We start from the raw sequence: 23,544 nt of genomic DNA, 5'->3' as shown, positions 1-23,544 counted from the left end.
TAAACACTAGGTTTCGTCAATACAAAATGCTGCCGAACAATAATTCATATTATTCGGCAGCAGATTGCGCAGTGAGATGCTGAGATCTCAGTCGCCGAGGATGCCGTCCACGAAGGATTCGGGGTCGAACGGCGCCAGATCGTCGGGGCCTTCGCCGACGCCGACGAGTTTGACCGGCACGCCGAGCTCCTTCTGCACCGAGATGACGATGCCGCCCTTCGCCGAGCCGTCGAGCTTGGTGAGCACGACGCCGGTGATGCCGATCGCTTCGGCGAACACCTTGGCTTGGGTCATGCCGTTCTGCCCGGTGGTCGCATCGAGCACCAGCAGCACTTCGGAGACTGGGAGGTTCTTCTCGGTGACGCGACGGATCTTACCGAGCTCGTCCATCAGATTCGCCTTGTTCTGCAAACGGCCTGCCGTGTCGATGATGAGCACGTCAACGCCGTTTTCCTTGGCTTTCTCGCTGGCTTCGAATGCGACGGAAGCGGGATCGGCGCCTTCGCGGTCGGAGCGCACAACCGGAACATCCACCTTCGCGCCCCAGGTTTCGAGCTGGTCTGCTGCGGCGGCACGGAATGTGTCGGCTGCGCCGAGCATAACCGACTTGTTCTCGGAGACGAACAGGCGGGCGAGTTTGCCGGCCGTGGTCGTTTTGCCTGTGCCGTTGACGCCCACCATGATGATGACGCTGGGCTTCGTGGCATCGGGCTTGTTCGCCTCAAGACGGCGATCCATGTCGGTGCCCACGAGGTTGAGCAGTTCGGAGCGCAGCGCATCCTTGAGCTGTGCCGGGTCGTTCTCGCCGGTCACGCGCGCGTCGGTGCGCAGCTTGTCGACCAACTGTTCCGAGGCTTCCGCACCGACGTCGGCGAGCAGCAGCGTGTCTTCAACGTCTTCCCAATCGGCTTCCGAGAGGTTGTCTTTGGCCAGAATGTTGAACAGCGCTTTGCCGAACGGGTTGCTCGACTTGCTCAGGCGTTCGCGCAGCCGTTGCAGGCGGGTCTTCTCGCCGGCAGGCTTTTCGATCGTTTCAGCAACAGGAGTGGGCTCTTCCACAACCACGTTGAGGTCTTCAACCACGGAATCGGCTTCAGGTGCCGCTTCGCCGGGCACTTCTTCCGGTTCAGCGAGCTTCGGCGGATTTTCCGCCAACCTCTGCTGTTCCTCGTGTTTGAGCTCTTCGGCGGTTATCGGCGCTTGAGCCTCGATCGCCTCTTCGTTCGAGCGTTTGGCAGCTTCAGCCTTGCGTTCGGCTTCCAAGCGTGCGTCGGCCTTCGCCTTCGCAGCCTCTTCCTTGGCGTTCGAGGCGTGCTCCAGCCTCTCAATATTCTTCTTGCGTGAGCGATCCATCCAAATGCCGCCGAGAACCAGCAGCGCGGCGATCACTATGACGACAATAATGCCGTATACCATATTCGTATCCATGCTTTCAGGGTAGTTCACAGGTTAGAGCAGAAGCGTCAGCCCTCGTGAGACAATGGAGAATATGGCTAATGCGTCGAGAATGTCTTCATATCAGCGTCGAGAACAACTCATTAGAATCGGTCGTTCCCTCTTCGCCTCCAAAGGTTTTGAAGCGGTGAGCGTCGAGGAAATCGCCGCGACCGCCAAAGTCAGCAAGCCAATCGTCTACGAGCATTTCGGCGGTAAGGAAGGGCTCTACGCGGTCGTCGTCGACCGCGAGATGCGCACGCTCAACGAAACGTTGCTCGCCGCGCTGTCTGACCACGACGTGCATCCGCGGCAAATCGTGGAACGCACCACGCTCGCATTGCTCACTTATATCGAAGAGAACGCCGAGGGGTTCCAAGTGCTCGTGCGAGACTCCCCGACCACAGACCCCACAAGCTCGTTCTCGTCACTGCTCGGCGATGTGTCTACGCGCGTCGGGGAAATCCTCGAGGAATGGTTCAAGAGGCAGAAGCTGCCGTCGAAGAACGCGCCGTATTATGCGCAGATGCTCGTGGGCATGACGGTCTACACCGGCCAATACTGGGCGGATCAGCGCAAGCTGAGCAAAGAGCAGCTGGCCGCGCTCATCGTCAACCTCGCGTGGAACGGCTTGCGAGGCATGGAAGCCAAGCCGGAACTGCGCTTTGAGGGCGCGAAGGCGAAGAAGGCGCGCGAAAAAGAGGAGAAGAAGGAAGCCAAGGAACTTACCGAGTCTGCCGGTAGCTCGGCAGACTCACCGGATGAGAGCGCCGAGAACACCAAGCCTGCCGAGGAATCCGCCGGAGAGCCTGAATCATCAGCCGACTGATGCGGTTGCTTCAAGTGCCGGTGCAGAGCATCTCGCTTACGAGGAGACATTATCGGCCGATTCGGCAAGTACAATCGCCTCAAATCGTTGAAATGCCGTCACCGATACACGCGGATATGCTCAGTAATGTCTCCTCGTAAGCGAGATACGCTCACACACCATCATTCGGCGTGCAATCACCGTTATGTGAGTGACCCATATATGTGTCACTCACATATATGGGTCACTCACATCGCAATGCGCGCCGATAGCTCGCTATGTCTAGCTGAATATGCCGCATAGCGTTGCAGCGCGCGCCACTCAGTTCATCCAGTGATCGCTCATCTTGAACGAATTGCTCATCAAGTTGCTCGTCGTGTAGAGCACTTGGTTGAGCAGCTTCTGCGTGCGTGCGCGCAGCCATTCGGCCATCGCGTCGTTCGCCGTCTGCAGTTCCAAGCGAATCGCCTTGAGCCCTTCATGTGCGGAGTCGTCGGCGAGCGCGTCGGCATCGTCGCGGATCGAGGCGTCGGTGTGCGCGATGATCGCGTGACCGTGCGCCTGCACATCCTCCACGTACTGCTCGACCTCGCCGTCAGTGTCGTAGTAATGCGCGTCAGCCATCACCGCAAGCATACGGTTCGTCCAATAGAGCGAGTCGGTGGACGCGTTCGTGCCGTCGGTGTCGCGCAGGTACGCCGGCGTATCGGTGACGTTCGCGTAGAACGGCGCCGGCGTGGTGAATGCGCCGGAACCGTAGGAAATCCACATGATCGAGCGGAACGCCGGCGCAGCATACGGGCGGATCTGCATGCACACCATCTGCCCGGTGCGGTTCACACCGATCGGGCGGTAACGGTGGCGGCTTTCCGCAGTGCCGGTCGTGCCGTACGGGTCATACGGCGTGCCCTGGAAATGCGAGCCCATCAGAAAAGCGACGTCTTCGATCGTCACCTTGCTCTCCGGCTCGCGCACCCACGGAATGTCCTGCGAATCCGGGCGATACTTCGCGTTCGGCGAGTCCCAGTCTTCGCTCGGGTTGAGGTAGCGCTGCATGTACCACGCACGCGGAGTGTTGTAGATCGCGTCTTTCGTAGTCGCCGTGCCGAACACAATGCGCGGGTTCAGCTCAACTTCGTCGCGCTCCAGCGTCGGCATTGTGCGGTCGAGGTGGTTCGCGTTGATGAAATCGAGCAGATCGGCGCTGCACATGTTCATGCGGCGCTCACTGAACGCGTCGTCGAGATCGAGCGCGTCGATGCCGAGCTGATTGGGAATCGCCGCATAGCAGTCATCTGGCACGCGGCGCGCGATCCAGTGGTGCCCGCCGATCGTCTCGACGTACCAAATTTCGTTCACATCGCTGACGATGATGCCGTTCGACTCATACGTGCCGTAGTTTTCCAGCAGTTCGCCGAGTCGCGCAACGCCTTCGCGCGCGTTCTTGATGTACGGCAGCACGAGCGTGATGATATCCTCTTCGCCGAGTCCGCCCGGAATCTCCTCGTGACCGTTTTCCGCGGGCTGCAACTTGACGAGCGGATCTGCTGCGAGCACGCGCGAGTTCACGGCGATGGTCTCCGTTGCGCTCATCGCCACGTTGTATTCATTGACGCCCGCTTCGGCGAGCACTCCGCGGTTCGGCAGCACGTTCGGCACGATGCTGTAGAGGCACGGGTCCTCCGGCAGATCGAGCTCCATGTGACTGATCACGCTCTTGTAGTGCCGCGGCTGATCCTCTGGCTTCACCGCCACGAATTTCTTCGGATCATATTTGCCGCTGCCCGAGTCATCATTACGTGCGACGATCGTCGAGCCGTCATAACTTGCAGATTTGCCGACCAATAACGTTGTACAAGACATACCTATTAACTTACTCCGCACGTGCGCGCACACGGCAGGTTCAGCGCACGGCGCGTACATGTGTCCCGCGCGTGCAATGTGTTCAGTGTGCTCTGCAAGCTCTGTGCAGACTCCTGCGTAACGCGCCCGTCACTGGTCAACTTGCCGTATCTCCATAGACAACTTGACCATCTCATCCACTACCCACGTACATGTTGTCTATACTTCTTCGACAACATGAACATATTCGCGCGCATTTCAGTCATACCGTCTCAAATTCTCCGACAACTCGACCATTTGTGCGCATTGTTCTGGTCATGTTGTCGAAAATTCTGCGACAACACGACCAGACAAAAACTTCGGAATATGCGTATTGTCTAGGAACGTACGACAACATGGCTATGTACACTCCCACTAGATGCATGTTGTCTAGAGCACTTCGACAACTTGACCATTCGCAGCCTGCAAATACATGTTGTCTAAGATTCTTTGACAATATGAACATATTCGCCTGCTTCCGTGACCATATTGACTAACGCTCTTCGACAACATGACTACACAGACCACTGATTATGTGCATGTTGTCTAAAGTTCTATGACGATACGACTATGCGGGCCGCGGATTATCGTCATATTGTCTGCAAAGAGTAGACAACATGCATTGGTGATCGCCTCACTGCGCGGCATGGTTATTTCGACATATGCGAACATGCGCACAGTTTGGCAATTTCTGCTGTGCGTTGTACAATGTCTGATTGTTGCCCCTCTAGCTCAACGGTTAGAGCAGCGTCCTTTTAAGTCGTGGGTTCAGGGTTCGAATCCCTGGGGGGGCACCACCAAAGAGCTCAAAACGTTGGTATACCAACGATTTGAGCTCTTCTTCGTTTTCGCACCCATCGCCTTAAAAGGCCAAAACTGAGTATAAACCAAGTACATTTAGCGATAGAAGCCGTTATCTTCCGCCCATTCCTCCAGCTGTGATGCCGTTTCCTGCGTATGAACATACCGGGCGATATACACGTTCTCAGTGAGCTCCACATCCTCATGGCCGAGCTGGTCTCGTATCGCCAGACGCGAGGCGCCCATGCTTTCGAGAATGGTGGAACACGTCTTCCTGAAGGAATGAGAGGTTATGCGCAGGCCGGGCAGACCGAGCTTCGTCCTGCCTTCCCGCAGATGCCTGTTCAACAGGTTCTCTTCCCGAATATTGCCTGTGGGAAGCGGGAACACTAGGTCATGCGGGTTCAATGCGGGGTCTTCAGACTGCCGTTCATGCCGCGACTTCAGCCTGTCCATGAGTGCAGGCGGCACCTGTATGCGCCTGCGGCTGCATTGGGTCTTCGTATAGGGGGCTATTCTCAGACCTTCACCCTTCACGCGCTCCGCCTGCCGTTCCACCCTTATGTATCCACGTTCGAAGTCCACGCAATCCCATTGCAGGCCGCACGCCTCGCTTGCGCGCAGCCCTGTGAGGCACATGAACTTGAGCAGTTCCACTTCGTCGTTCCTCACGATCGCAGGAATGTCCTGCAACCGTTCGAACACGTAGCCCACTTTGTCGAGCGGTATCGCCTGCGCCTTCCTGTCTTCCTCGCCTTCCTTCCTGCGAAGGCTGTCGAGCTCCGAGACCGGGTTATGCGCCAGAGCTCCGTTGCGCACGGCTATGCGGAACATTCCGCTGAGTATGCTCTTGCAGGTCTTCGCCGAACTTCTGCTGTCTTCAGCCACATCGTCGATGAACCGTTGCAGCACCATGGGTGTGGCTTCCTGCACGCCCACGTTGCCAACGCCTTTCTTGATCTTCTTGATGTTCGACTTGTAGGAGTCTATGCTTCCCGTCCTGAGCGTATTCCGTTTCTCTTCCATGTACATGTCAGCGAGTCTGTTGAGTGTCATGCTCGCGTCCACGGTTCCAGCGCCCATGTCCCTGATTCGCGCGCACTTGGCCTTGAGAGCCAATTCCGCTTTCGCCTTCGACTGGGCAGTGGCGTGCAATTGCAACAGCCTATGACTGTTCGCGACGCGCATGTTGGTGTGCGCGGTAACGGTTCCGCAGTCATTGACCGTGAAGGAGATCACCCCATGCTCACCTATGGGCATACGTGGCCTAGGCATATCAAGACCTTTTCCAATCAGCAGGAGCAAGAAGCCCCAGATCACGAGCTTTCTTAATCCACCGGCGCACACTACCAGCGGCGACACCTGAATTTATTTTCGCCATCTCAGCAGCTGTATTGCCGCTTAATCCCAAATGTTCAATATCTTCATACTGAACGGCAACTAACACATAGAACCAATCATTCCGAGCATATTTTTCGGAAGCTCTTTATCGTGAAGTTCTTTAAAAATAGGGGTATCATCAACAAGAAACTCTCGCTGCACTTCTATTGGGGCTTTTTTATTGCAAATAGTCTATTTGCACCGATGAGATACGCTGCATCATTTTTCGAATACGCTGAGCAAATAGCAGATACAGAAAACTGACGTAAGTCTTTCCCTTGTATATCGTATGGCGGAATTGCTTTAAACGTTAAATCGTATAAAACATAATTGAGTGAAAGATGATCCTCTTCCGTGGTCATTTGCAGGCGCAGTAATACCAGAACATCCGACTCACGGCTTTTAATAAATCTCCATCCAGCGAATTCCGCAGCTTCACCACTGTCAAAATGTAAACCCGCTCTCTTCAAGTCTTCGGCCGACCAACTTTGCATTGGGACATCAATCCACGGATAAGGCAATTTTGCAGGCGTTCTTAAGGATGTCATACATACCAATATTACATAGTTCTCCGACTCTCAAACCTTCATCCTTAGCCCCTTTGTACTTTTCCGACACGCCGAACTGTGCTTTTTAATTTAGCACATATACTGTCGTACATCACTATATGTGCAAAATTGAAATAGCACAGATTGGAGGTCAAAGTGACGACCATCGGAGTTAAGGAGCTCGCTGAAATCATGGGCATCAGCGTTCCTTCCGTATACCGTCGCCGTACGTACATGCCGGAGACGCTGCCACCGGCAATCAAGATCGGCGGCCGTCTCCGCTGGAACAGCGACACGGTGAACAAGTTCATGGACGAACACGCAGAGAACGGAAAACAACAATGAGCATCACGACCACCCTTCGCATGATTCTTGAGGTCATGGGCACGCGCCTGCTTTGCGCCATCCAGCGCGTCAGCGAAGCCGACCCCGACGCGGCGCACGAAGCGGGCGCTTGGAACACGGCCATCACCTACGTTCGCCACGCCCTGCCCGAAACGGAAGCGGGCATGACGCGCGCCGACTGCGAAAAGACGCTCACCGATCTGGCCAAACAGTTCGACGTGCTGATCGCCAACCGGCTGGGCATGAGCCGAGACCACGGGCTGAGCCTCGCACCCGTGCTCGTATACGAACAGGCCGAACACATGGTCACGGACGCGCTTACCCCCTATCAGGACAGCCACGAACACCCCAGCGAACAGGACGCCAGCACGCAAGGCGAGGAGGAGGACAGGTTCAGGCTCGCCAAACTGCGCGCCGGACTCGACTACGCCTTCCACATCGCCGGGGCGCAGACCCTGAATGAATGCGAGGACGCCTACACGACCGTCGCCCGCATGGAGATGCTGCGCCAACTCACCGAAACGATCGACGAATACAGGAACAGGGACGAACCCGACTGCTACACGGTTCCCCTGAACATCATCGACGGCTACATGCAAGCCCTCACCGACGCGAAGCACGCGCTGGAGGCGTGAATGAGCCCGACCGAGTTCACTGAACGCTCATGCCGCCTGTTCTGCCAGCTCAACAAGGACAAGCTCGACGGGCGTGCGCGTGAGGACTACTACAAGACCGGCGACAAAGGACTCGCCACGTACACGCCGGACGAACTCGCCTACCGGGGCGACGGCATCCCCCGCACGGCAGGCGGCAACGTACTGCCATGGGTGAGCCAACTGCTCATAGAAGAAGAAAGAGAGAGGCAATGCCACAAACATTGACAAGAGAACGCCCAGCCACGCCAAGCATGGCGGGCATCGCCGGCGATCTGCGATACGGGGTGAGCCCGAATATGCGGAGCACCGCGAATGAGCACGAAACCACGGAGGCAACGGGAATCAGCCCTATCGAAAAACTGTCCCTGACACAGCTGCAACCCGACTTCTACGAGGCGCGCGATTGGACGCGGCATATCATGCAGCGCGCCGATTGGATGGGCATGTCACGCGAGGCGCTGTTGGGTGCTGTGCTCGCCGTCGTATCCAGCCGCATCCCCGCGAACGTGAAGGCGTGTCTGACCGATTGCGACGAACCGATGCCGTTGAACCTGTTCGTTAATCTGGCAGGCGTCACGGGCAACGGTAAATCGCGTGCCATCGCCACAGCGCAACGCCTGTGCCCAGACCAATCCGGGCAAGTGGCGGAGATCAATCCGGCATCCGGAGAGGCCATCTCAGCCCAGTACGTCGAACGAGTCAAGGACGGCGACGAATGGCAAGTGACGCAACGAAGAGACCGCGCGTTGATGATCTGCACGGAAACGACTCAGGTCTCCGCCCTCTCGCACCGGACGGGAAGCACCCTCATACCAGAACTGCTCAAGGCATGGAGCGGGGAGACGCTGGGAGCCACGACCAAGACGCGGGAGCTTGATCTGCGCGTCGGCGCCGGACTGTACCGACTGTCTGCGGTCTTCGGCGTGCAGCCAGCCCACGCAGGAATCTTCGTCACAGAAGGCACCGCCAACGGGTTCGCCGGACGCTTCCTGTACTTCCCCACCACAGACACCACCGTGAAAGAGGACGCGACAACCAGCAAGCCGAAACAAAAATGGCATGAACCGGAACTGCCAAACAGCCAGCAACCCGTTACGATCACCTACCCCCAAATAGCGAAGATGGCCGCATTGCGCGGCATACGCATGGGAACGGCCGGGAGGGTCAGGGACGTGGACGGCCACCGCGTCGAACAGGTAGCCCGTGTGGCCGCCATCTACGCGCTCATGGACGGCAGGACTGTAGTCACCGACGAAGACTGGAAACTGGCGGAACAAGTCGTGTCCAGATCGGACATGGTACGCGATTGGCTCTTCGATGAATACCGGCGCGAAGCCATCCGGAACGAAGCGAACAGGGTGAGCGCATCCGCGCAAGCACGCGGGGAAGCCGAGCACCAATTGTTCGAACGCTTGTCGAAACGCATCCGCAAAGCGTTGGAATACGGTTCCATGCCGCGACGCGACCTAGGGCAAAAACTCGCCAGGGACTACCGGTACTTCAGCAGTGTCATCGACCGCATGGAAGCACAAGGGGAAGTGAGGAAGTTCGAGGATGATCGCGGCCGCGTCTGCTACGAGATAGAAGATACGAACATTCTTACATGTTAAACAGTGTCAAACTGTTAAACAGCCTACTGCCATAAGGGTTCCCATGTTAAACGCCATTTGTCAAACATGTTAAACACATCCCGTGGCTGTTTAACACGTTTGACATCGGTGTTTAACATCAAACCCCTTACGGGAGTAAGGCGTTTAACAGTTTAACAGTGTTTAACATCACAGCAATCAGGAAGGAACCATGATGGGAGTCTACAAACGTCGCACGCAACGGCGAGCCACCTACGTGGAGCATTGGGCGGACAGCAACGGCCTGCCATTATGCGGGGACTTCAAGTCGTACACGCCGCTCCAGCCACTCACCTACCCGAAGGGAAGCACGAAGCCGACCGGCGAGATACTCACCGGCTGCCCGCTGTGTGAACTGGCGCGTGAATGCCGTGCCATAGAAGCCGACACCGGCCTCGCATTCCCCGACACCAACAACAAGAACCATCGCAAGACCGTTCGCAAGGACGGCACGCGAACCAACTGAAAGGAAAACCATGAACATCGACAAGAACAAGCTCGACGTCTTCCAATGGCATGTAGTCACCAATCTGGAACTGCTCAACCAACAACTAGGCACGCTGTGCAACGTCATAGGCAAGGCGGCGGGAACCATCGCGGACGCGCAGGCAGCGAACTGGGCACGCACTCCGGAGGAACTGCACGAGCTCGCCATGCGCTATCGGCAGGAATACGCGGACGCGCTCGACGCGGCAGCGGACACGTTGGCCGATGACACGGACACAGACAGGTGACGGCACGTGTACGGCAAGGCCGAGGGCTTCCACACGCGCAAAAACCACGGTTCACGTCGTGAGTTCTTCATCAACGGTCAACAGGTATCCGAAGCCGTGTACATGCGCCGTTACGCGCACGCACTGGAAAACGAACTGGACGAACTACACATCAAACTGGCGAAGATCTACGAACTGCTCTAAGAAAGGAACCACATGAGCGAGAACACTACAGACGCCACCACCATGCCCGAAACGGACACGGACACCACACAGACGGACACCACGGCCGAGCCCGGTGGGGAACGCGAGGAAGGCAAGCTCAGCCGCGAGAACGCGCGCCGACGCATCGAAGCGAAGGAAGCCCGCGAGGAAGCCGACCGGCTGAGGGCCGAACTTGACGCCATCAAACTGCAACAGGCACGCGAGGCCATCCAACGCGAACACGCCGAACTCACCGACACCATCCTCGACAAGTACGCGCCGAAGGATGCCACGGCCGACCAACTCACCCAATGGGCCGAGGACACCATCGCCTTCGTGGACGAGATCAACGAACAACGCAAGACAACCGCGAAGAAGGATGACAGCGCTTTAAAGCAGGGGCTTGCTTCATTGCGCCGCATGCATCAGGGTGGCGGCACGTACGCGGGTTCCACAACGGGCAACGGCATCAAGGACGCGGCGAACAAACTGCAACGATGACCCTTGAACCCGCAAGGGCAAACGGGTACACTGGAAAGCAGGCACGGCAACGCAGGGCGCTTGCCATCCAGATCTTTTCCAACCGCAGGGCGGGGCGAAACCAACAACACGATACAAGGTTCGCGTCGCACTGCGGTTGTCCTGTTTCCGACACCAACGACGGTGACGCGAGGACAGCAAAGGAAAATCAAATGAGTAACATCTTCACCACCACGAGCAATAAGGGAGCGTTCCCCGACTCGCAATTCACACAACCAGCCGACACCATCCCCGACGCGATAGCCCTCAACGAACTCGTGGCCACGCAAAGCGTGGTCATCGACGGCGACGCGCCACGCGTCAACATCCCCTACATCGACACCGACCCCACCGCCAACGTGGTGGCCGAAGGCGCTGAAATCAGCGAAAGCGAAGCCACGCTCAACCAGATCAGCGTAGGCACGCACAAGATCGCCATGATCATCCCCCTGTCCAACGAATCCATGCGCTACCCCGACGCGGGAACACTCGTGGGCGACGGAGCCACACGCGCCATGACCAACAAGGCGGACGCGCTCTTCCTGAGCGCCCAAGCAGACAGCACGGCGGGCACACCCGCAGGCATCGCCAACATGAGCGGGCTGAGCGAACAGGCACCCACCACGCTCACCGACCTGAGCCCCATCCTCACAGCACTCTCCACCACCACCGACAAGGGGGCGAGCCCAACGTCCATCGTCATGCGCTATAGCACATGGGCGCGCCTCATGGCACTCACAGCCAAGGACGGCAGGCCACTGGTGGAACCCGACGTGACCACCAGCGCCACGCCCATCCTGTTCAACGTGCCCGTCATCTTCAACTCGCAGACCCCCGCCGACACCATCCTGACCATGAGCGCCAAGGACGTCATCGTATCCGCGAGCCAAGTCGAATCCTCCACCAGCACGGACGCGCTCTTCACACGCGATTCCAGCGTCATGCGACTGACCATGCGACTGGGCTTCGGCATCATCCACCCCAAGCGCATCGGCAAGATCACGCTACCGGCCGTGAAATAACAGGCCGAACGTACTAGAGAAGCCGACACGCAACGGCTAAGCTAGGAATCAGCCAAGGATACTCCACTCGGCTAAAATGAGTAATAAAACGGCGAGACCCCGGAAGTTCAAGTCCTTTCACTTCCGGGGTCTTGTCGTATCCTGACCCGTCAAAGCAACGGGACAGCGTATGAACTCGATAACGAAACGTTAGCGAGACAACGTGGATAGTATCCACATTCCACCGAGCCACGGCAAACCTCGACAGTATCGAGGTTCAACCACTACACCATAGGGGTTGCCGTCCCGAAACGGCGGCCGCACACCAACCACAACACTATTGGGGTTGCCGATACCTTAACGAACCGTGACGCAAACCTCCGTAATACGGAGGAATGGCATCAAGGGAGCAGGCAAGGGGCATCCGTAGCATGGAGCACCTTCAGGCATTGCAGCGAGGAAACATTACGATTTGTAAAGTTGCAGTCACGCGCAGCAGGCGGATACCGTCGCGAACCGCGACGGAAAACACCCGACAAGACACCGGGGCGGGGAGGTGTACCCCTGCCAAAAAGCGAGGCCGCAAGGGTCTCTGGTTCTGACTGTGAATGCGTTTCAGGACTTTTTGGAAAAGGCGTGACACTTCGAATGGAATCCAGTCGGCAGTAAGGCTGAGCGGTTGAACACGACTCTTCCCGCACATGCGCCCACGTCTACGGGGTGGCGTTTCACCACCCCACTTGCACGGACATGCAAAAGGGGTGAACGAAACGTTACCCCCTTGCGACGGTGAACGAACCGTTCACCCTCCACAACGAACTTCAGAAATTCTGATGTTCATCCAAAGGGACTCGACGGCGTTTTGTCGTTGAGTAGCCTAGGGGTGTCAGCAGTAGTGACCCCTTCCAAAACCGGCGTTCCACCAGTTTTGCCCCCCTGCCGTGGCGGGGCAGCATTCCACGACCCCACCGGCTCAAGAAGCCAAAACTGCCGTTCCAACAGTTTTCAGCCGCACAAAGGGCGTCGGCTCAATCGACACCCCTAGAAGGATATAGCGTTTCACGACCCCCTTCAGAGGGGGTAACGAAACGATACCCCGCCCGCGAAGGGCATCCATACCGTGAGCGCCCCTTGCCAGCGTCAAACATCGGTATCGAGGTTTAGGGGCTGAATGCGAATGACTATAGTGTAGCCATTGCTCGGCTCACCAACCTCAACAGCATCAAGAAGCACCGACCCTAGGAAATACCTAGGCTCGACAATATCATCAGTAATCCTGATGGAATCCGGAACGCCATGACCCTAAGAAATACTTAGAGTCAGCCACACGATCTAAACCAAGGAAACGCCGAGCAGCCGCTGACCTCAAATCAGGTCAGTCCTAGAGTGAAAACTAAGTATAAACCAAGTACATTTAGCGATAGAAGCCGTTATGCAGCGTTAGTGTTTTCCTTGGAATTTCAACGTTTCCGCTATACCCCGATAGATGCCGATAGCCCGCGAAAACAGGTTCCCCTTAAGTCGTGGGTTCAGGGTTCGAATCCCTGGGGGGCACCACTAAAGAGCTCAAAGCGTTGATATTCCAACGATTTGAGCTCTATTTATTTTCGTTTATCTCCACCAATAAAACTGCAAGTATACTCATTACTCGTGAACCATCAATAATTACCTTACCCCGCCAGGAACTTACTGTCGCCAGCCTTCACATCCCACAGCACCGACCTGCATCTGACCATTATGCCTGTTTTAACTGAATTTCCTTCAGTATATTCACATAAATATTAAAATACTGATCGTTGCGATATGTATGATTGCGCACCACAAAAATTCACAACTAAAAACCCGCCCACAATTAGATGCGACATCACCAACACCAGCCTAAGTGATCCAAACTATATTTCAACAATTCACCCCATCCTGACTGCTCTCATCGCTGAGGAAGATACTCTCCGCAAGGAGCAGCGGCGACAGGGTAGGGTTCATAACGTGCCCCACAAAAACACAACCTCAAATCGATCAAAACATAGTTTTATAAAGATCAAAGGATTTAATAGTTTATTATCTGACAAAATTATAATATTAAAATGTTATCACAACAATAGATTATATAATTTTAAATCTTATTTAAAATCCAATAATGAAATTGTTTCTATCTTTATCAACATTTTTCAGCCGTACTTACCGTAGCTGGAATATTGGTACCAATGTACCAATGGAAACAAGACACAAAAAGCAGCAACGCCGAATATCAGCAAGAGATACAACGCTGGAGAGAAGAAGACAAGCGGTGGCAGCAGGAAGGAGCTAGATTCAAACTTTCATACGTAACAGCACCAGAGGAAAAAGTCAAAGATACGAATTTATCCGACCGTTCTATATCGTCACGGGCAAGCCTTGCGATGGTGATCACCAATACCGGCAGAACACAAGGTACCGTCATCGAAATCCGTCAAGAAAAATCTACGGCCCATGAAACGATGTGCATAACTTCGACCAATTCAAATGGTGTGTTAGATTTGAAATCTAAACCTTTAGCACTCCCTAATACAAACGGTCATATTTATCAATATAATTCGGGAAATCAAAAACAAGATTCTTCGTCCAAGCAAAAGCAAGATTCTTCATTTGGAGAAACACAAATTACTTTGCAGCCAGGTGAATCACAACTTATATTCTTAGCAGGGAGCAGCTTTCAAACAAGCGACCCCATGCCAGATTCGCATCACGTGAAGTATACGCTCTATACGACAGACGGTCGCGAAGATACAGTACAACCATCTACAGAAAGCGAAATTTTCACTAGTCATTATAAAAACTTACCTGGATTTACCCTAGTGAGAGACCAGTGCAACTGGCTTGCCCAGCAAGAGGAGCGAAAGAATTAGAAAGTGACCTAATAAATGTCTGAATTATTGTATCGGTATCACTCCCCAGGAATTATATTGAATACGAACATCCTGCACACATTATTTAGCTAAAATATTTATTTATCTTTTATGATGAAAAATTATATCGTTAAACACTATCTTGCGATAGGTAAAAATTCATTCCTACCTATATTTACCTACATGCTGCACTACCAGATCAGACGGCACAAATTAGCAACCTTTTGAGTACAACAAAGATTATACGCTCATATTAACCACCCAGTTAATTGAGGATGGCAATCCTCAATATGTTCTCAAGACACATTTCACAGCACTTCCTAGCCAAATCTTCACAGTATTTATCAAGAACCACTCGTCATACGAACATCGGAATATAATTTATATTATATAAGGCAATATTAATACCTAAAGAAGCTTGTTCTTTTATTATACTCCATATACAATAGTATATATTTTCAATAAATATATAGGTACTTTATAATACCTCTAGGGATCATATAGGTGAACAGTATTTAGATTCAGACCACTAACGCAGATGCAGATTCGCGCCGTTGGGATTTCGGCAGTGAACTCACACCGTATTTTCGGGAAGATTCATAGAAAAGCCAAGAAATACGACCCTATACTGTAGTCATCAGCTGCACAGCTGGGCATAACTTAAAACCTTTCTTCTTCTCTTCTCTCTTGAGCCCGACGGCTTCCCACCGCCGGGCTTTTTCTCTATCTCAGTCGATGACCTCTGTAACATAAGGCACGTGCGAGCTGTGCCGCGAGGAGCCTAGCCCCTACGGCACAGTTCACGTGTACAAAACAGGCTACTTCAGTTGTTCAGTGCAGCGAACGCAGCGCGACCGGCGTATTGCGCGTCGTCGCCAAGCTCGCGCTCGATCTGCGCGAGGCGGTTGTACTTGGCAATGCGCTCGCCGCGAGCCGGAGCGCCGGACTTCAGCTGCATCGCGTTCGTGCCGACGGTCAGGTCGGCGATCGTCGTGTCGGTGGTTTCGCCGGAACGATGCGAGACCATCGTGGTGAAACCGTGACGCCATGCCATGCGGATGGTGTCAAGCGTTTCGGTAACAGAACCGATCTGATTGAGCTTGATGAGAATGGAATTCGCCGTGTGCTCGCGAATCGCGCGGCTCAGACGCTGCGGATTCGTCACAAAGATGTCGTCGCCAACGATCTGCACGCGGTCGCCGATGCGCGAGGTCAGGTCGGCGAAATCACTCCACGCGTTCTCTTCGAACGGGTCCTCGATCGAGATGATCGGATACTCGTCGATGAGCTTCGTGTAGTAGTCCGTCATCTGTGCGACGGTTTTCTGCGCGCCATCGAAGTTGTAAACGCCATTCTCCTTGTCGTAGAACTCGGTGGCTGCGGCATCGAAGCAGAGCGCGATCTGCTCGCCCGGCTTGTAGCCGGCTTCTTCGATTGCCTCGACGAGCAGTTCGAATGCCTCGGCGTTCGAAGCCAGATTCGGCGCGAAACCGCCTTCGTCGCCGAGGCCGGTGGCGAGCGAGCGGCTCTTCAGCAGCGACTTCAGCGTGTGGTATGTCTCCACATTCGCGCGCAATGCCTCATGGTAGGAGTCGAAGCCGATTGGCGAGAGCATGAACTCCTGAATGTCGACGTTCGAATCAGCATGCGCACCGCCGTTGAGCACGTTCATGCAGGGCACCGGCAGCATGTAGCCGTTCGTGCCGCCGATGTAGCGGTACAGCGGCAGATGCGCTTCCTGCGCGGAGGCACGCAATGCCGCGAGCGAGACGCCGAGAATGGCGTTGGCACCCAAGCGTCCTTTGTTCGGTGTGCCGTCGAGTTCGATCAACGCGCGGTCGATGGCGCGCTGGTCAGACGCATCCTTGCCGATCAGCGCTTCTTTGATGGTGGTGTTGACGTTCTCGACCGCCTTCAGCACGCCCTTGCCTTGGTATCGGTTCGGGTCGCCGTCGCGCAGTTCCACGGCTTCCGCCGAGCCAGTGGAGGCGCCGGAAGGAACCAGCCCGTGGCCGTTGGCGCCGCTTGCGCACTCCAGCTCGACCTCCACGGTCGGGTTGCCGCGCGAATCGAGAATTTCATATGCCTTGATGTCAGTGATTGCACTCATTGTTACTCCTTAAGAATTGGTCAGTTGTTGTTTGCACGCGCGAACGACGCTGCGATTTCTTGCTCCGCTGCAGCCAGCGGCTCCCAATGCACGTCGGGTGCCACGAATTTGTCTGGCTCGAGCGCCTTGTATTGCTCGAAGAAATGCACGACCTCACGCTGCGTGTACTCATCGATATCGTCGAGATCGGTTATGGCGTCGTAGCGCACATCGACCGGCACGCACAGAATCTTTGCGTCGGGCCCGTTTTCGTCACGCATATGCAGCAACGCCACAGCACGGCACTCCACCGCGCAACCCGGGAACACCGGTTCGGGCAGCATCACCAGTGCGTCGAGCGGGTCGCCGTCTTCGCTCAGCGTGCCGTCAATGAAGCCATAATCCATCGGGTAACCCATCGACGTGAACAGCGTGCGATCAAGTTTGACCCTGCCGGTCGTATGGTCAACTTCGTACTTATTGCGCGATCCGCGCGGAATCTCAACAGTCACCGTGAACGTCGGCGCGCTAGAAAGCTTTGTCATACAGGCTCCTCCCGTACAGTTCGTTTTCAGGGAGAAGAAGCAATAAAAAGACTCCTGCATCCCTGCAGAAGTCATCAGCTCAAATGGCGGTTTAGGCGGGATTGCCTTGGGTGAACCTCATACCCGTGTTTCATAGTAGCACGGCACTGCGCGACTATTCGTTCGATATTCGCGAACATCAGCGTCAATGCGCGAAATTCTTTTTGCAGAAAACGGCAGAGAACTCACACCGTATTTTCAGGAAGATTCATAGAAAAGCCAAGAAACGCGACCCTATACTGTAGTCATCAGCTGCACAGCTGGGCATAACTTAACAACCTTTCTTCTTCTCTTCTCTCTTGAGCCCGACGGTTTCCCGCCACCGGGCTTTTCTCTATCTCCGCTTATTTTCTGCACAGCCGCACGATTACTTCGCGCGCCGCAATGTACTTGGCTTGGGGAACGGCAGCGTCCACGTGCGGATCGGCGCATCGATTGCGCCATAATCTTCGGATTTGACTTGAATCTCACTTGGCGAAGCGTTGACGATGCGCACCGGAATCCACTCGTCGTCAACGCACAGTTCGTACGGTTCAGAAAGATAGGCGAGCCCGAGCTTGTCGAGGTACTGCTCCGCTTCCACCCAGTCGGCAAATGTTTCACGTGGCACACCCAGCACGTCAATCACAGTGAAACGCTCACCTTCGGGCGCAATCCAGCCAAGTCGTTCGTGGTCACCGTCACGGCGGTATTCGATCCAGTTTTCGTCAACGTTATTCGTCATGCACACATCGTACATCACGCGCGCACATATGCGCTGGCGAGCGCTCCCCACTCCTCCTCGGTGATCGGCAGCAGCGAGCCGTGGCGCGCGAATCTTGGCATCTCATATTCGGCGGCGTCGAGCGCGCGGAACGAGTCCGCACGCGTGGGATCGTTGGAAATAAGCGGAATATACCCACGCTTCGATCTCGCGTATTCGTCGACGAACAAGATCGTGGAGCCATCCGCGCGATGCACGAGTGCGGGTCCTTCCACCCACGTCATCTCGGCGAGCGCGCGCTGCGGCACTACTGTGAACTCGCGCGACAACGCTGACGTTTCCGGCGCGTTCGCATCTTCGTCGAACAAATGATCCGCCGTTTTGACATCGATGCGCTTGTCTACTTCGTCTTTGACGATGAGTAGCCAGCGCCCGTTATGCGGGGCGATCAATGTGTCGATGCGCGAGTGCGCGTCGTCGATGAGCAGAAACGCTGGCGAGCAACTGGTGAAATCGGTGGTCCAGCACCCGTAGATGCGTTGCTTGGCGTAGTTATCGGCGGCTGTGGTGCTCGACCAAGTAATTAAATATTGCCCGCGTTCCGGCACGAACACTGCTTTGGGTGCCCACGCATTCCCCGCGTTGAGGTCGCGCGCCACCGGCAGTGTGCGCGGACCGTTCCAATGCACGAGATCGTCTGATTTCCACACCAGAATATCGGTGCGGCCGTGCGTTTCCATACGCCGCCACTGCGGTGCCCCGTTCGCGTCGGCGTATGCGGGGGCGTTCGTGTTGAGATCGGTGCCGATGAGCGCGAATCCGCCGTGTTGCAACCGTATGAGGAACGGATCGCGAACGCCGCAGTCGTTGATATGCGACTCGAGTATCGGTTCGCCGCCGTTCAATTCCAGCCAGTGCAGACCGTCGCGACTCATCGCGAATCTGATCTGCTGGCTGTCTGCACGTGATTCGTCGCCGCTGAAATATGCATACAGATATCCTGCGATCTGCTTGTGTTGCATACGACCACCTTAATGCGCCTGAATATTGGAGACGGCGGGTGATGCTCGCACGCGAACACCGCCCGCCGTCTCGCAAATTACTGAGGAAAAGAAAAGATATCAGTTACTGATTGACCGTATAGCCCTGCTCCTTTCCGTATGCAACGAGCTTGTCTTGCCATTGCTTCAGACCATCTTTGAGTGTGGTGGTCGAATTCTTCGCGTATGCCTTGCCAACGGTGTCTGCGAACACGTCGTTTGCATACACCTGGAATGGCAGGAACTGGAACTCGGTCTTCACGTCGCTTGCGGACTGCGCGAGTACCTTGTTGATCTGCTGGCCGCCGAAGTAGTCGACCTTCTTGTCGAGGAAGTCTTTGTTCTCAAGCGTCGCCTTGTCTGGCGGGAAGCTGCCGCCGTCGGTGAACGTCTTGTTGCCGCCGCCGATCGCAACGTACTTGGCGAACTTGTATGCGGCGTCGCCCTTCTTCGTGCCCTTCACCACGGCGAGCGCACCGCCACCGTTCTCGGAGCTCACGGCTTCGCCGCTAGGAGTCGGCAGTGCTGCCACGCGATACTTGCCAGCGGCGTCTTTCACACTGTTCTCAAGGGTGATCGGCATCCATGCGCCCGTCATCAGCGAAGCGATCGAACCGTCGTTGAGCGACTTGTACCAGTCTTCGGACCAGCCTGCGGTTTGCGTGTCGATCAGGTCTTCGGAGATCATCTTCTGCCAGAAGTCAGCGAACTTCTGCACGCCGGAGTCACCGGTCAGGTTGATCGTCAGGTTCTCGCCGTCCACCTTGAACGGGGCGCCACCGGCTTCCCACATCATCGACATCGCGAAGCCTGCATCACCGGAGTCGGAGGTGATGTATGAACCGGTCTTGCGAATCTTCTTGGCGGCTTCGTAGAACTCGTCCCACGTCTTCGGAGCCTCGGTCACGCCCGCCTTGTCGAACACATCTTTGTTGTAGAACAACGCCATCGGGCCGGTGCCCATCGGCAAGCCATACACCTTGTTCTCGATCGTCACAGCGGACTTCGCGCCGTTGGTGAACTGGTCGATGATGTCGCCAGAACCATATTGGCTCAGGTCTTCCAAGCCGCCCGTCAGCGCGAACTGCGGAACGGCGTTGTAGTCGAGCTGCACCACGTCAGGCGCGCCGGAACCTGCGTTCAAAGCATTGCTCAGTGCCGTGTATTCCTTGGAATTGGTGCCGGCGTTGGTGATCTTCACCTTGATGTTCGGATTCTCTTTTTCGAAGCCAGGAACCACTTCCTTGAGCAGTGGCTCCCAGCCCCACACGTTCAGTTCGACCGTCTCGCCATTCGAGCCCTCCGACGAGCTCGACCCGTTTGAGCCACAGGCGGCGAGCGGAACGATCATGGCCGCAGCCACGGCGAATGCTGCTACTTTCTTCTTCAACGACATACCTTGCTCCTTTGCATGATTCATCGATATCGATAAGCATGTTAACTCAGCGTTGCTTTCGCAAGTCAACCACTCAAGTTTATCGGTAAACTTTTATCGGTAAACCTCATAATAGAACACGGTTTTCACTCTGTCAACTCGATCACTGAAATTCTCGGCTGAACGCCGCTTACGCAGTATATAATCAAAGCGATGTGCGAGCATGCCGGTTTGTGCACGCGCGTTATGCCGCCTTTTCGACCAATATATATTGGTCGAAAAGCATACGCGGCACCGGCAAGAGGCAGGCACGCCCGAAAGGAGACGCAGATGACCACCATCCAAGATGTTGCGGCGGCGGCCGGCGTCTCGAAAATGACCGTGTCGAACGTCATCAATAACAAACCGAACGTCGGCGCCGCAACGCGCGAGCGCGTGCGCGCCGCGATCGAGCAACTCAACTACCGCCCGAATATCGCGGCGAGCGCTCTAAGCTCGGGCCGCAACGGATTCGTGGAAATCGTCGTGCAAGACATCGATTCGCCGTTCTACAGCAGACTGTCTCGCGCACTCACCGAGAGCATCGACGCCGCCGGCATGCAGGCCATCGTGCAGCAGGCGTTGTATTCCGAGGAATCCGAGCGGCGGATTCTCGAGCAGTCCTCACGCATGTTCTGCGACGCGATCGTGCTGGTGACGCACGGCATCTCGCTCGCGGACGCTCGTCGTTTGGCTGACGGACGCGCGATCGTGCTCATCGACGAACTTTCCGACCAGCAGGAGTTCTGCACGGTGAACACGCCGAATTATGAGGGCGCTAAAGCTGCGATGAGCCACTTGCTCGACCGCGGCGTGCGCCACCCGTTCGTGCTTGGCGCAGGACGCGAGCAGATCGTGCACGAAGACGGCAATCGCAAGGGCGATTTGGTGGGGCGCAAGCGCTTGCAAGGCGTGCGCGACGCGTTGCAGGAACATGGCATAGCGCTTACCGACGGCATGGGTGTGACGATTGATTGGACGTATGAGAACGCACGCCGAGCCGCCGCCGAACTGCGTCGGGCTCACCCCGAGTGCGATGGCATCTTCGCGATGTCAGACACGGTGGCGATCGGCGCGATACGCGGGCTCGCAGACATCGGTGTGCGCGTGCCCGACGATGTGCGCGTCACCGGCTTCGACGGCGCGACGATCGGCCAATTCCTCACGCCGTCGCTCACCACCGTTGACGTTGACATGAATGCGATGGCCGACGTTATCGTCAAACGGCTGCAAGCGCAGCTCGACGCGGATTCCACGCAATCGCCGGCGCCCGTCACGCATGACATCGCCCCGTTCACATTGCGCGAGCGCGACTCCACGCGCTAAAACCATTGCCGCACAACCGATTATGATGGAGCATGACAGTTATTTGTAACCAGGAGGCGACATGGCGAAGCCGGAGGATGCGCACACCAGCAGACCGCGCGGGCGCAGAAGTGGCACCGACTCATCCGCCACAAGTCGCGAAGAAATAATCGAGGCGGCGAAACGCGAATTCGCGGAGCACGGCTACGATGGCACCACCATTCGCAGCATCGCCGCGCGCGCAGGCTGCAATTCGAAGCTCGTGCACTACTATTTCGGCACAAAAGACCACCTCTTCACCACCGCGATCAAAGAGACGAGCCAAGCACACCACTTCATGACGCGGTTACTGAACGCCTCCAATGATTCCCAAGACTTCGGCGCGCAATTCCTCACATTGCTGCTGTCTGCCGTGGAAGACGAGGAATTCGGACCGCCGTATTTGGCGCTGATCCGCGACATCGGCACTAACAACAACGTACGCGACCTGTTCCTCGAGTTCATAGAAACCGAGATGCTGCCGGCGATTGCCGACTCGATTCACACCGATCACTTTGAGCGGCGCCTCGGCTTGGTGTGCAGCCAGATTCTGGGCATTGTGATCACACGCTACGTCATCAAACTGCCGGCGATCACCGAGCAAAGCATCGAGCAGATCGCTGCGATGGCAGGCCCCACGCTCGACCGTTATCTCTTCGCGCCGCTCGACTGACCGCGCACTGTGCCACGCACGGCTCGCATATTGCGCGCGCAGAGCGCACAATATGCGAGCGCGGTAATTCACGAAATATGCGCATACAACTATGCATATTTCTTGCAAACGAACAAATCACGCATGGCCAGTCCTTCAAATGTGTCGCCGAGCGCGCAAAAAATCAGCTGGTGTTTGCTCAGCGATTTCGTGCACTTACTATGAGAATCATGCTGAAAAATACTGTGAGGATTATGAGCAAGGAGCGCACCGTCGCATTCACCGACGCCGTGCTCGCGATCATCATGACGATTCTCGTGCTCGATTTGGAGACTCCGAAAGAGCTCACGTGGGCGGGATTCGCGGAACTGTGGCCGCAATATGCTGCGTATGCGCTCACGTTCTTCTGGCTGGGCGCGCTGTGGATCAATCTGCATATCGAGTGGGAACATGCGCGCAATGTCAGCGTTCCCGTGCTCTGGTGGACGATCATCATGCTGTTCTTCGCGTCGTTCACGCCCTACACCACCGGCATGGCCGCAGAGCACTTCTTCAGCCCCACGGTTCAGGCGATCTACGGCGTGGTCGTCATGCTCATTTCGCTGTCTAACCTCGCGCTGAGCTGGCAATTGCAGAAGGTGAACACGAGCACGGAATCCGGGCTGTCTTCGCAACGGCACCGCGGTGCGTTGTGGATTGACCTGAGCATCAAACTCATCGGTTTGGTGCTCGCACTGACTGTGTGGCCGCCGGCGATGATGCTCGCCGTCGTTATCGCAGGCACACTGGTGAGCGTTGCACTGCAGGTGCAACGTCCCAGCGGAACGGCTGAACTCGGCGCACGGGAACATAGCGCACAGAAATAATCTGTGATACTGCTGCAATATTTCGCGCGAATGTGTTGATTCTGTGTTT

Annotated in this window: 23 protein-coding genes, 1 tRNA gene and 1 riboswitch; of the genes, 15 read left to right on the top strand and 9 right to left on the bottom strand. The window is 55.8% G+C overall.

Features of this window, described 5'->3' with window-relative positions; genetic code table 11:
- Positions 1-87: 87 nt before the first annotated feature.
- Positions 88-1,428, bottom strand: coding sequence for a signal recognition particle-docking protein FtsY (gene ftsY / locus GSD1FS_RS03650; protein WP_155588414.1), 1,341 nt, complete (start codon positions 1,426-1,428; stop codon positions 88-90).
- Positions 1,429-1,489: 61 nt separating this feature from the next.
- On the opposite strand from ftsY, the gene GSD1FS_RS03645 reads away from it, so the two are divergent.
- On the top strand, positions 1,490-2,263 hold the full coding sequence (locus GSD1FS_RS03645; protein ID WP_155588413.1) for a TetR/AcrR family transcriptional regulator: 774 nt from the start codon (positions 1,490-1,492) through the stop codon (positions 2,261-2,263).
- A gap of 300 nt (positions 2,264-2,563) precedes the next feature.
- Here the strand turns inward: GSD1FS_RS03645 and GSD1FS_RS03640 are convergent, their stop codons facing one another.
- Positions 2,564-4,105, bottom strand: a complete 1,542-nt coding sequence (locus tag GSD1FS_RS03640; protein WP_155588412.1) for a C69 family dipeptidase — start codon at positions 4,103-4,105, stop codon at positions 2,564-2,566.
- Between the two features lie 739 nt (positions 4,106-4,844).
- On the opposite strand from GSD1FS_RS03640, the gene GSD1FS_RS03635 reads away from it, so the two are divergent.
- Positions 4,845-4,920 (top strand) — tRNA-Lys (locus GSD1FS_RS03635).
- 100 nt (positions 4,921-5,020) lie between these two features.
- On the opposite strand, the gene GSD1FS_RS03630 is transcribed toward GSD1FS_RS03635, so the two are convergent.
- A complete protein-coding gene (locus GSD1FS_RS03630) occupies positions 5,021-6,199 on the bottom strand; it encodes a tyrosine-type recombinase/integrase (RefSeq protein ID WP_155588411.1) in 1,179 nt (392 codons plus the stop codon).
- 269 nt (positions 6,200-6,468) lie between these two features.
- Positions 6,469-6,852 (bottom strand): hypothetical protein, encoded by a 384-nt coding sequence (locus GSD1FS_RS03625; protein WP_155588410.1) that lies wholly within the window; start codon positions 6,850-6,852, stop codon positions 6,469-6,471.
- Between the two features lie 156 nt (positions 6,853-7,008).
- Here GSD1FS_RS03625 and GSD1FS_RS03620 point away from each other — a divergent pair, with 156 nt between their 5' ends.
- The 10 genes from GSD1FS_RS03620 (at position 7,009) to GSD1FS_RS03575 (ending at position 14,803) form a co-directional block, all read left to right on the top strand.
- A complete protein-coding gene (locus GSD1FS_RS03620) occupies positions 7,009-7,197 on the top strand; it encodes a helix-turn-helix transcriptional regulator (protein WP_246165797.1) in 189 nt (62 codons plus the stop codon).
- Positions 7,194-7,832, top strand: coding sequence for a hypothetical protein (locus GSD1FS_RS03615; RefSeq protein WP_155588409.1), 639 nt, complete (start codon positions 7,194-7,196; stop codon positions 7,830-7,832). Before GSD1FS_RS03620 ends, GSD1FS_RS03615 begins: the two co-directional genes overlap by 4 nt.
- The gene (locus GSD1FS_RS03610) at positions 7,833-8,078 is read left to right on the top strand and encodes a hypothetical protein (RefSeq protein ID WP_155588408.1); all 246 of its coding nucleotides are present in this window, start codon (positions 7,833-7,835) and stop codon (positions 8,076-8,078) included.
- Positions 8,063-9,463, top strand: coding sequence for a YfjI family protein (locus GSD1FS_RS03605; RefSeq protein ID WP_155588407.1), 1,401 nt, complete (start codon positions 8,063-8,065; stop codon positions 9,461-9,463). Before GSD1FS_RS03610 ends, GSD1FS_RS03605 begins: the two co-directional genes overlap by 16 nt.
- A gap of 190 nt (positions 9,464-9,653) precedes the next feature.
- Positions 9,654-9,947, top strand: a complete 294-nt coding sequence (locus GSD1FS_RS03600; RefSeq protein WP_155588406.1) for a hypothetical protein — start codon at positions 9,654-9,656, stop codon at positions 9,945-9,947.
- Between the two features lie 10 nt (positions 9,948-9,957).
- Entirely contained in the window at positions 9,958-10,215 is a 258-nt protein-coding gene (locus GSD1FS_RS03595) for a hypothetical protein (protein ID WP_155588405.1), read from the top strand.
- A gap of 6 nt (positions 10,216-10,221) precedes the next feature.
- The gene (locus tag GSD1FS_RS03590; protein WP_155588404.1) at positions 10,222-10,398 is read left to right on the top strand and encodes a hypothetical protein; all 177 of its coding nucleotides are present in this window, start codon (positions 10,222-10,224) and stop codon (positions 10,396-10,398) included.
- 12 nt (positions 10,399-10,410) lie between these two features.
- Positions 10,411-10,899, top strand: a complete 489-nt coding sequence (locus GSD1FS_RS03585) for a hypothetical protein (protein WP_155588403.1) — start codon at positions 10,411-10,413, stop codon at positions 10,897-10,899.
- Positions 10,900-11,090: 191 nt separating this feature from the next.
- Positions 11,091-11,939, top strand: a complete 849-nt coding sequence (locus GSD1FS_RS03580) for a phage major capsid protein (protein ID WP_196425019.1) — start codon at positions 11,091-11,093, stop codon at positions 11,937-11,939.
- Between the two features lie 2,183 nt (positions 11,940-14,122).
- The gene (locus GSD1FS_RS03575; protein ID WP_155588401.1) at positions 14,123-14,803 is read left to right on the top strand and encodes a hypothetical protein; all 681 of its coding nucleotides are present in this window, start codon (positions 14,123-14,125) and stop codon (positions 14,801-14,803) included.
- Positions 14,804-15,626: 823 nt separating this feature from the next.
- Here the strand turns inward: GSD1FS_RS03575 and eno are convergent.
- From eno to GSD1FS_RS03550, 5 genes are all read right to left on the bottom strand, one after another.
- Complete coding sequence (gene eno / locus GSD1FS_RS03570; RefSeq protein ID WP_155588400.1) at positions 15,627-16,913, bottom strand: phosphopyruvate hydratase; 1,287 nt, start codon at positions 16,911-16,913, stop codon at positions 15,627-15,629.
- 20 nt (positions 16,914-16,933) lie between these two features.
- Positions 16,934-17,437: an inorganic diphosphatase gene (locus GSD1FS_RS03565; RefSeq protein WP_155588399.1), complete on the bottom strand. Its 504-nt coding sequence runs from the start codon at positions 17,435-17,437 to the stop codon at positions 16,934-16,936.
- A 58-nt stretch (positions 17,438-17,495) separates the two neighbouring features.
- Positions 17,496-17,571: riboswitch (Fluoride riboswitch) on the bottom strand.
- Between the two features lie 272 nt (positions 17,572-17,843).
- Positions 17,844-18,200, bottom strand: a complete 357-nt coding sequence (locus tag GSD1FS_RS03560; protein ID WP_155588398.1) for a hypothetical protein — start codon at positions 18,198-18,200, stop codon at positions 17,844-17,846.
- Positions 18,201-18,214: 14 nt separating this feature from the next.
- Positions 18,215-19,201, bottom strand: coding sequence for a glycoside hydrolase family 43 protein (locus GSD1FS_RS03555; protein WP_155588397.1), 987 nt, complete (start codon positions 19,199-19,201; stop codon positions 18,215-18,217).
- A 103-nt stretch (positions 19,202-19,304) separates the two neighbouring features.
- Positions 19,305-20,615 (bottom strand): ABC transporter substrate-binding protein, encoded by a 1,311-nt coding sequence (locus GSD1FS_RS03550; RefSeq protein WP_155588396.1) that lies wholly within the window; start codon positions 20,613-20,615, stop codon positions 19,305-19,307.
- Positions 20,616-20,924: 309 nt separating this feature from the next.
- Here GSD1FS_RS03550 and GSD1FS_RS03545 point away from each other — a divergent pair, with 309 nt between their 5' ends.
- From GSD1FS_RS03545 to GSD1FS_RS03535, 3 genes are all read left to right on the top strand, one after another.
- A complete protein-coding gene (locus GSD1FS_RS03545) occupies positions 20,925-21,959 on the top strand; it encodes a LacI family DNA-binding transcriptional regulator (protein WP_196425018.1) in 1,035 nt (344 codons plus the stop codon).
- A gap of 61 nt (positions 21,960-22,020) precedes the next feature.
- A complete protein-coding gene (locus GSD1FS_RS03540; protein WP_155588394.1) occupies positions 22,021-22,650 on the top strand; it encodes a TetR/AcrR family transcriptional regulator in 630 nt (209 codons plus the stop codon).
- 209 nt (positions 22,651-22,859) lie between these two features.
- Complete coding sequence (locus GSD1FS_RS03535; RefSeq protein WP_246165763.1) at positions 22,860-23,495, top strand: TMEM175 family protein; 636 nt, start codon at positions 22,860-22,862, stop codon at positions 23,493-23,495.
- Positions 23,496-23,544: the final 49 nt, after the last annotated feature.

The organism is Bifidobacterium canis (assembly GCF_009727065.1).
GTDB lineage: Bacteria > Actinomycetota > Actinomycetes > Actinomycetales > Bifidobacteriaceae > Bifidobacterium > Bifidobacterium canis.
Note: the sequence above shows the minus strand (reverse complement) of the source record. Positions and strands in the feature narration are given on the sequence as shown.

Coding starts and splice junctions, on each gene's coding strand:
- GSD1FS_RS03630 (WP_155588411.1), bottom strand. CDS start 6,199: ATGCCTAGGCCACGTATGCCCATAGGTGAGCATGGGGTGATCTCCTTC.
- GSD1FS_RS03605 (WP_155588407.1), top strand. CDS start 8,063: ATGCCACAAACATTGACAAGAGAACGCCCAGCCACGCCAAGCATGGCG.
- GSD1FS_RS03540 (WP_155588394.1), top strand. CDS start 22,021: ATGGCGAAGCCGGAGGATGCGCACACCAGCAGACCGCGCGGGCGCAGA.
- GSD1FS_RS03555 (WP_155588397.1), bottom strand. CDS start 19,201: ATGCAACACAAGCAGATCGCAGGATATCTGTATGCATATTTCAGCGGC.
- GSD1FS_RS03625 (WP_155588410.1), bottom strand. CDS start 6,852: ATGACATCCTTAAGAACGCCTGCAAAATTGCCTTATCCGTGGATTGAT.
- GSD1FS_RS03595 (WP_155588405.1), top strand. CDS start 9,958: ATGAACATCGACAAGAACAAGCTCGACGTCTTCCAATGGCATGTAGTC.
- GSD1FS_RS03585 (WP_155588403.1), top strand. CDS start 10,411: ATGAGCGAGAACACTACAGACGCCACCACCATGCCCGAAACGGACACG.
- GSD1FS_RS03580 (WP_196425019.1), top strand. CDS start 11,091: ATGAGTAACATCTTCACCACCACGAGCAATAAGGGAGCGTTCCCCGAC.
- GSD1FS_RS03615 (WP_155588409.1), top strand. CDS start 7,194: ATGAGCATCACGACCACCCTTCGCATGATTCTTGAGGTCATGGGCACG.
- GSD1FS_RS03645 (WP_155588413.1), top strand. CDS start 1,490: ATGGCTAATGCGTCGAGAATGTCTTCATATCAGCGTCGAGAACAACTC.
- GSD1FS_RS03535 (WP_246165763.1), top strand. CDS start 22,860: ATGCTGAAAAATACTGTGAGGATTATGAGCAAGGAGCGCACCGTCGCA.
- GSD1FS_RS03575 (WP_155588401.1), top strand. CDS start 14,123: ATGTACCAATGGAAACAAGACACAAAAAGCAGCAACGCCGAATATCAG.
- GSD1FS_RS03550 (WP_155588396.1), bottom strand. CDS start 20,615: ATGTCGTTGAAGAAGAAAGTAGCAGCATTCGCCGTGGCTGCGGCCATG.
- GSD1FS_RS03545 (WP_196425018.1), top strand. CDS start 20,925: ATGACCACCATCCAAGATGTTGCGGCGGCGGCCGGCGTCTCGAAAATG.
- GSD1FS_RS03610 (WP_155588408.1), top strand. CDS start 7,833: ATGAGCCCGACCGAGTTCACTGAACGCTCATGCCGCCTGTTCTGCCAG.
- ftsY (WP_155588414.1), bottom strand. CDS start 1,428: ATGGATACGAATATGGTATACGGCATTATTGTCGTCATAGTGATCGCC.
- eno (WP_155588400.1), bottom strand. CDS start 16,913: ATGAGTGCAATCACTGACATCAAGGCATATGAAATTCTCGATTCGCGC.
- GSD1FS_RS03640 (WP_155588412.1), bottom strand. CDS start 4,105: ATGTCTTGTACAACGTTATTGGTCGGCAAATCTGCAAGTTATGACGGC.
- GSD1FS_RS03565 (WP_155588399.1), bottom strand. CDS start 17,437: ATGACAAAGCTTTCTAGCGCGCCGACGTTCACGGTGACTGTTGAGATT.
- GSD1FS_RS03600 (WP_155588406.1), top strand. CDS start 9,654: ATGATGGGAGTCTACAAACGTCGCACGCAACGGCGAGCCACCTACGTG.
- GSD1FS_RS03560 (WP_155588398.1), bottom strand. CDS start 18,200: ATGACGAATAACGTTGACGAAAACTGGATCGAATACCGCCGTGACGGT.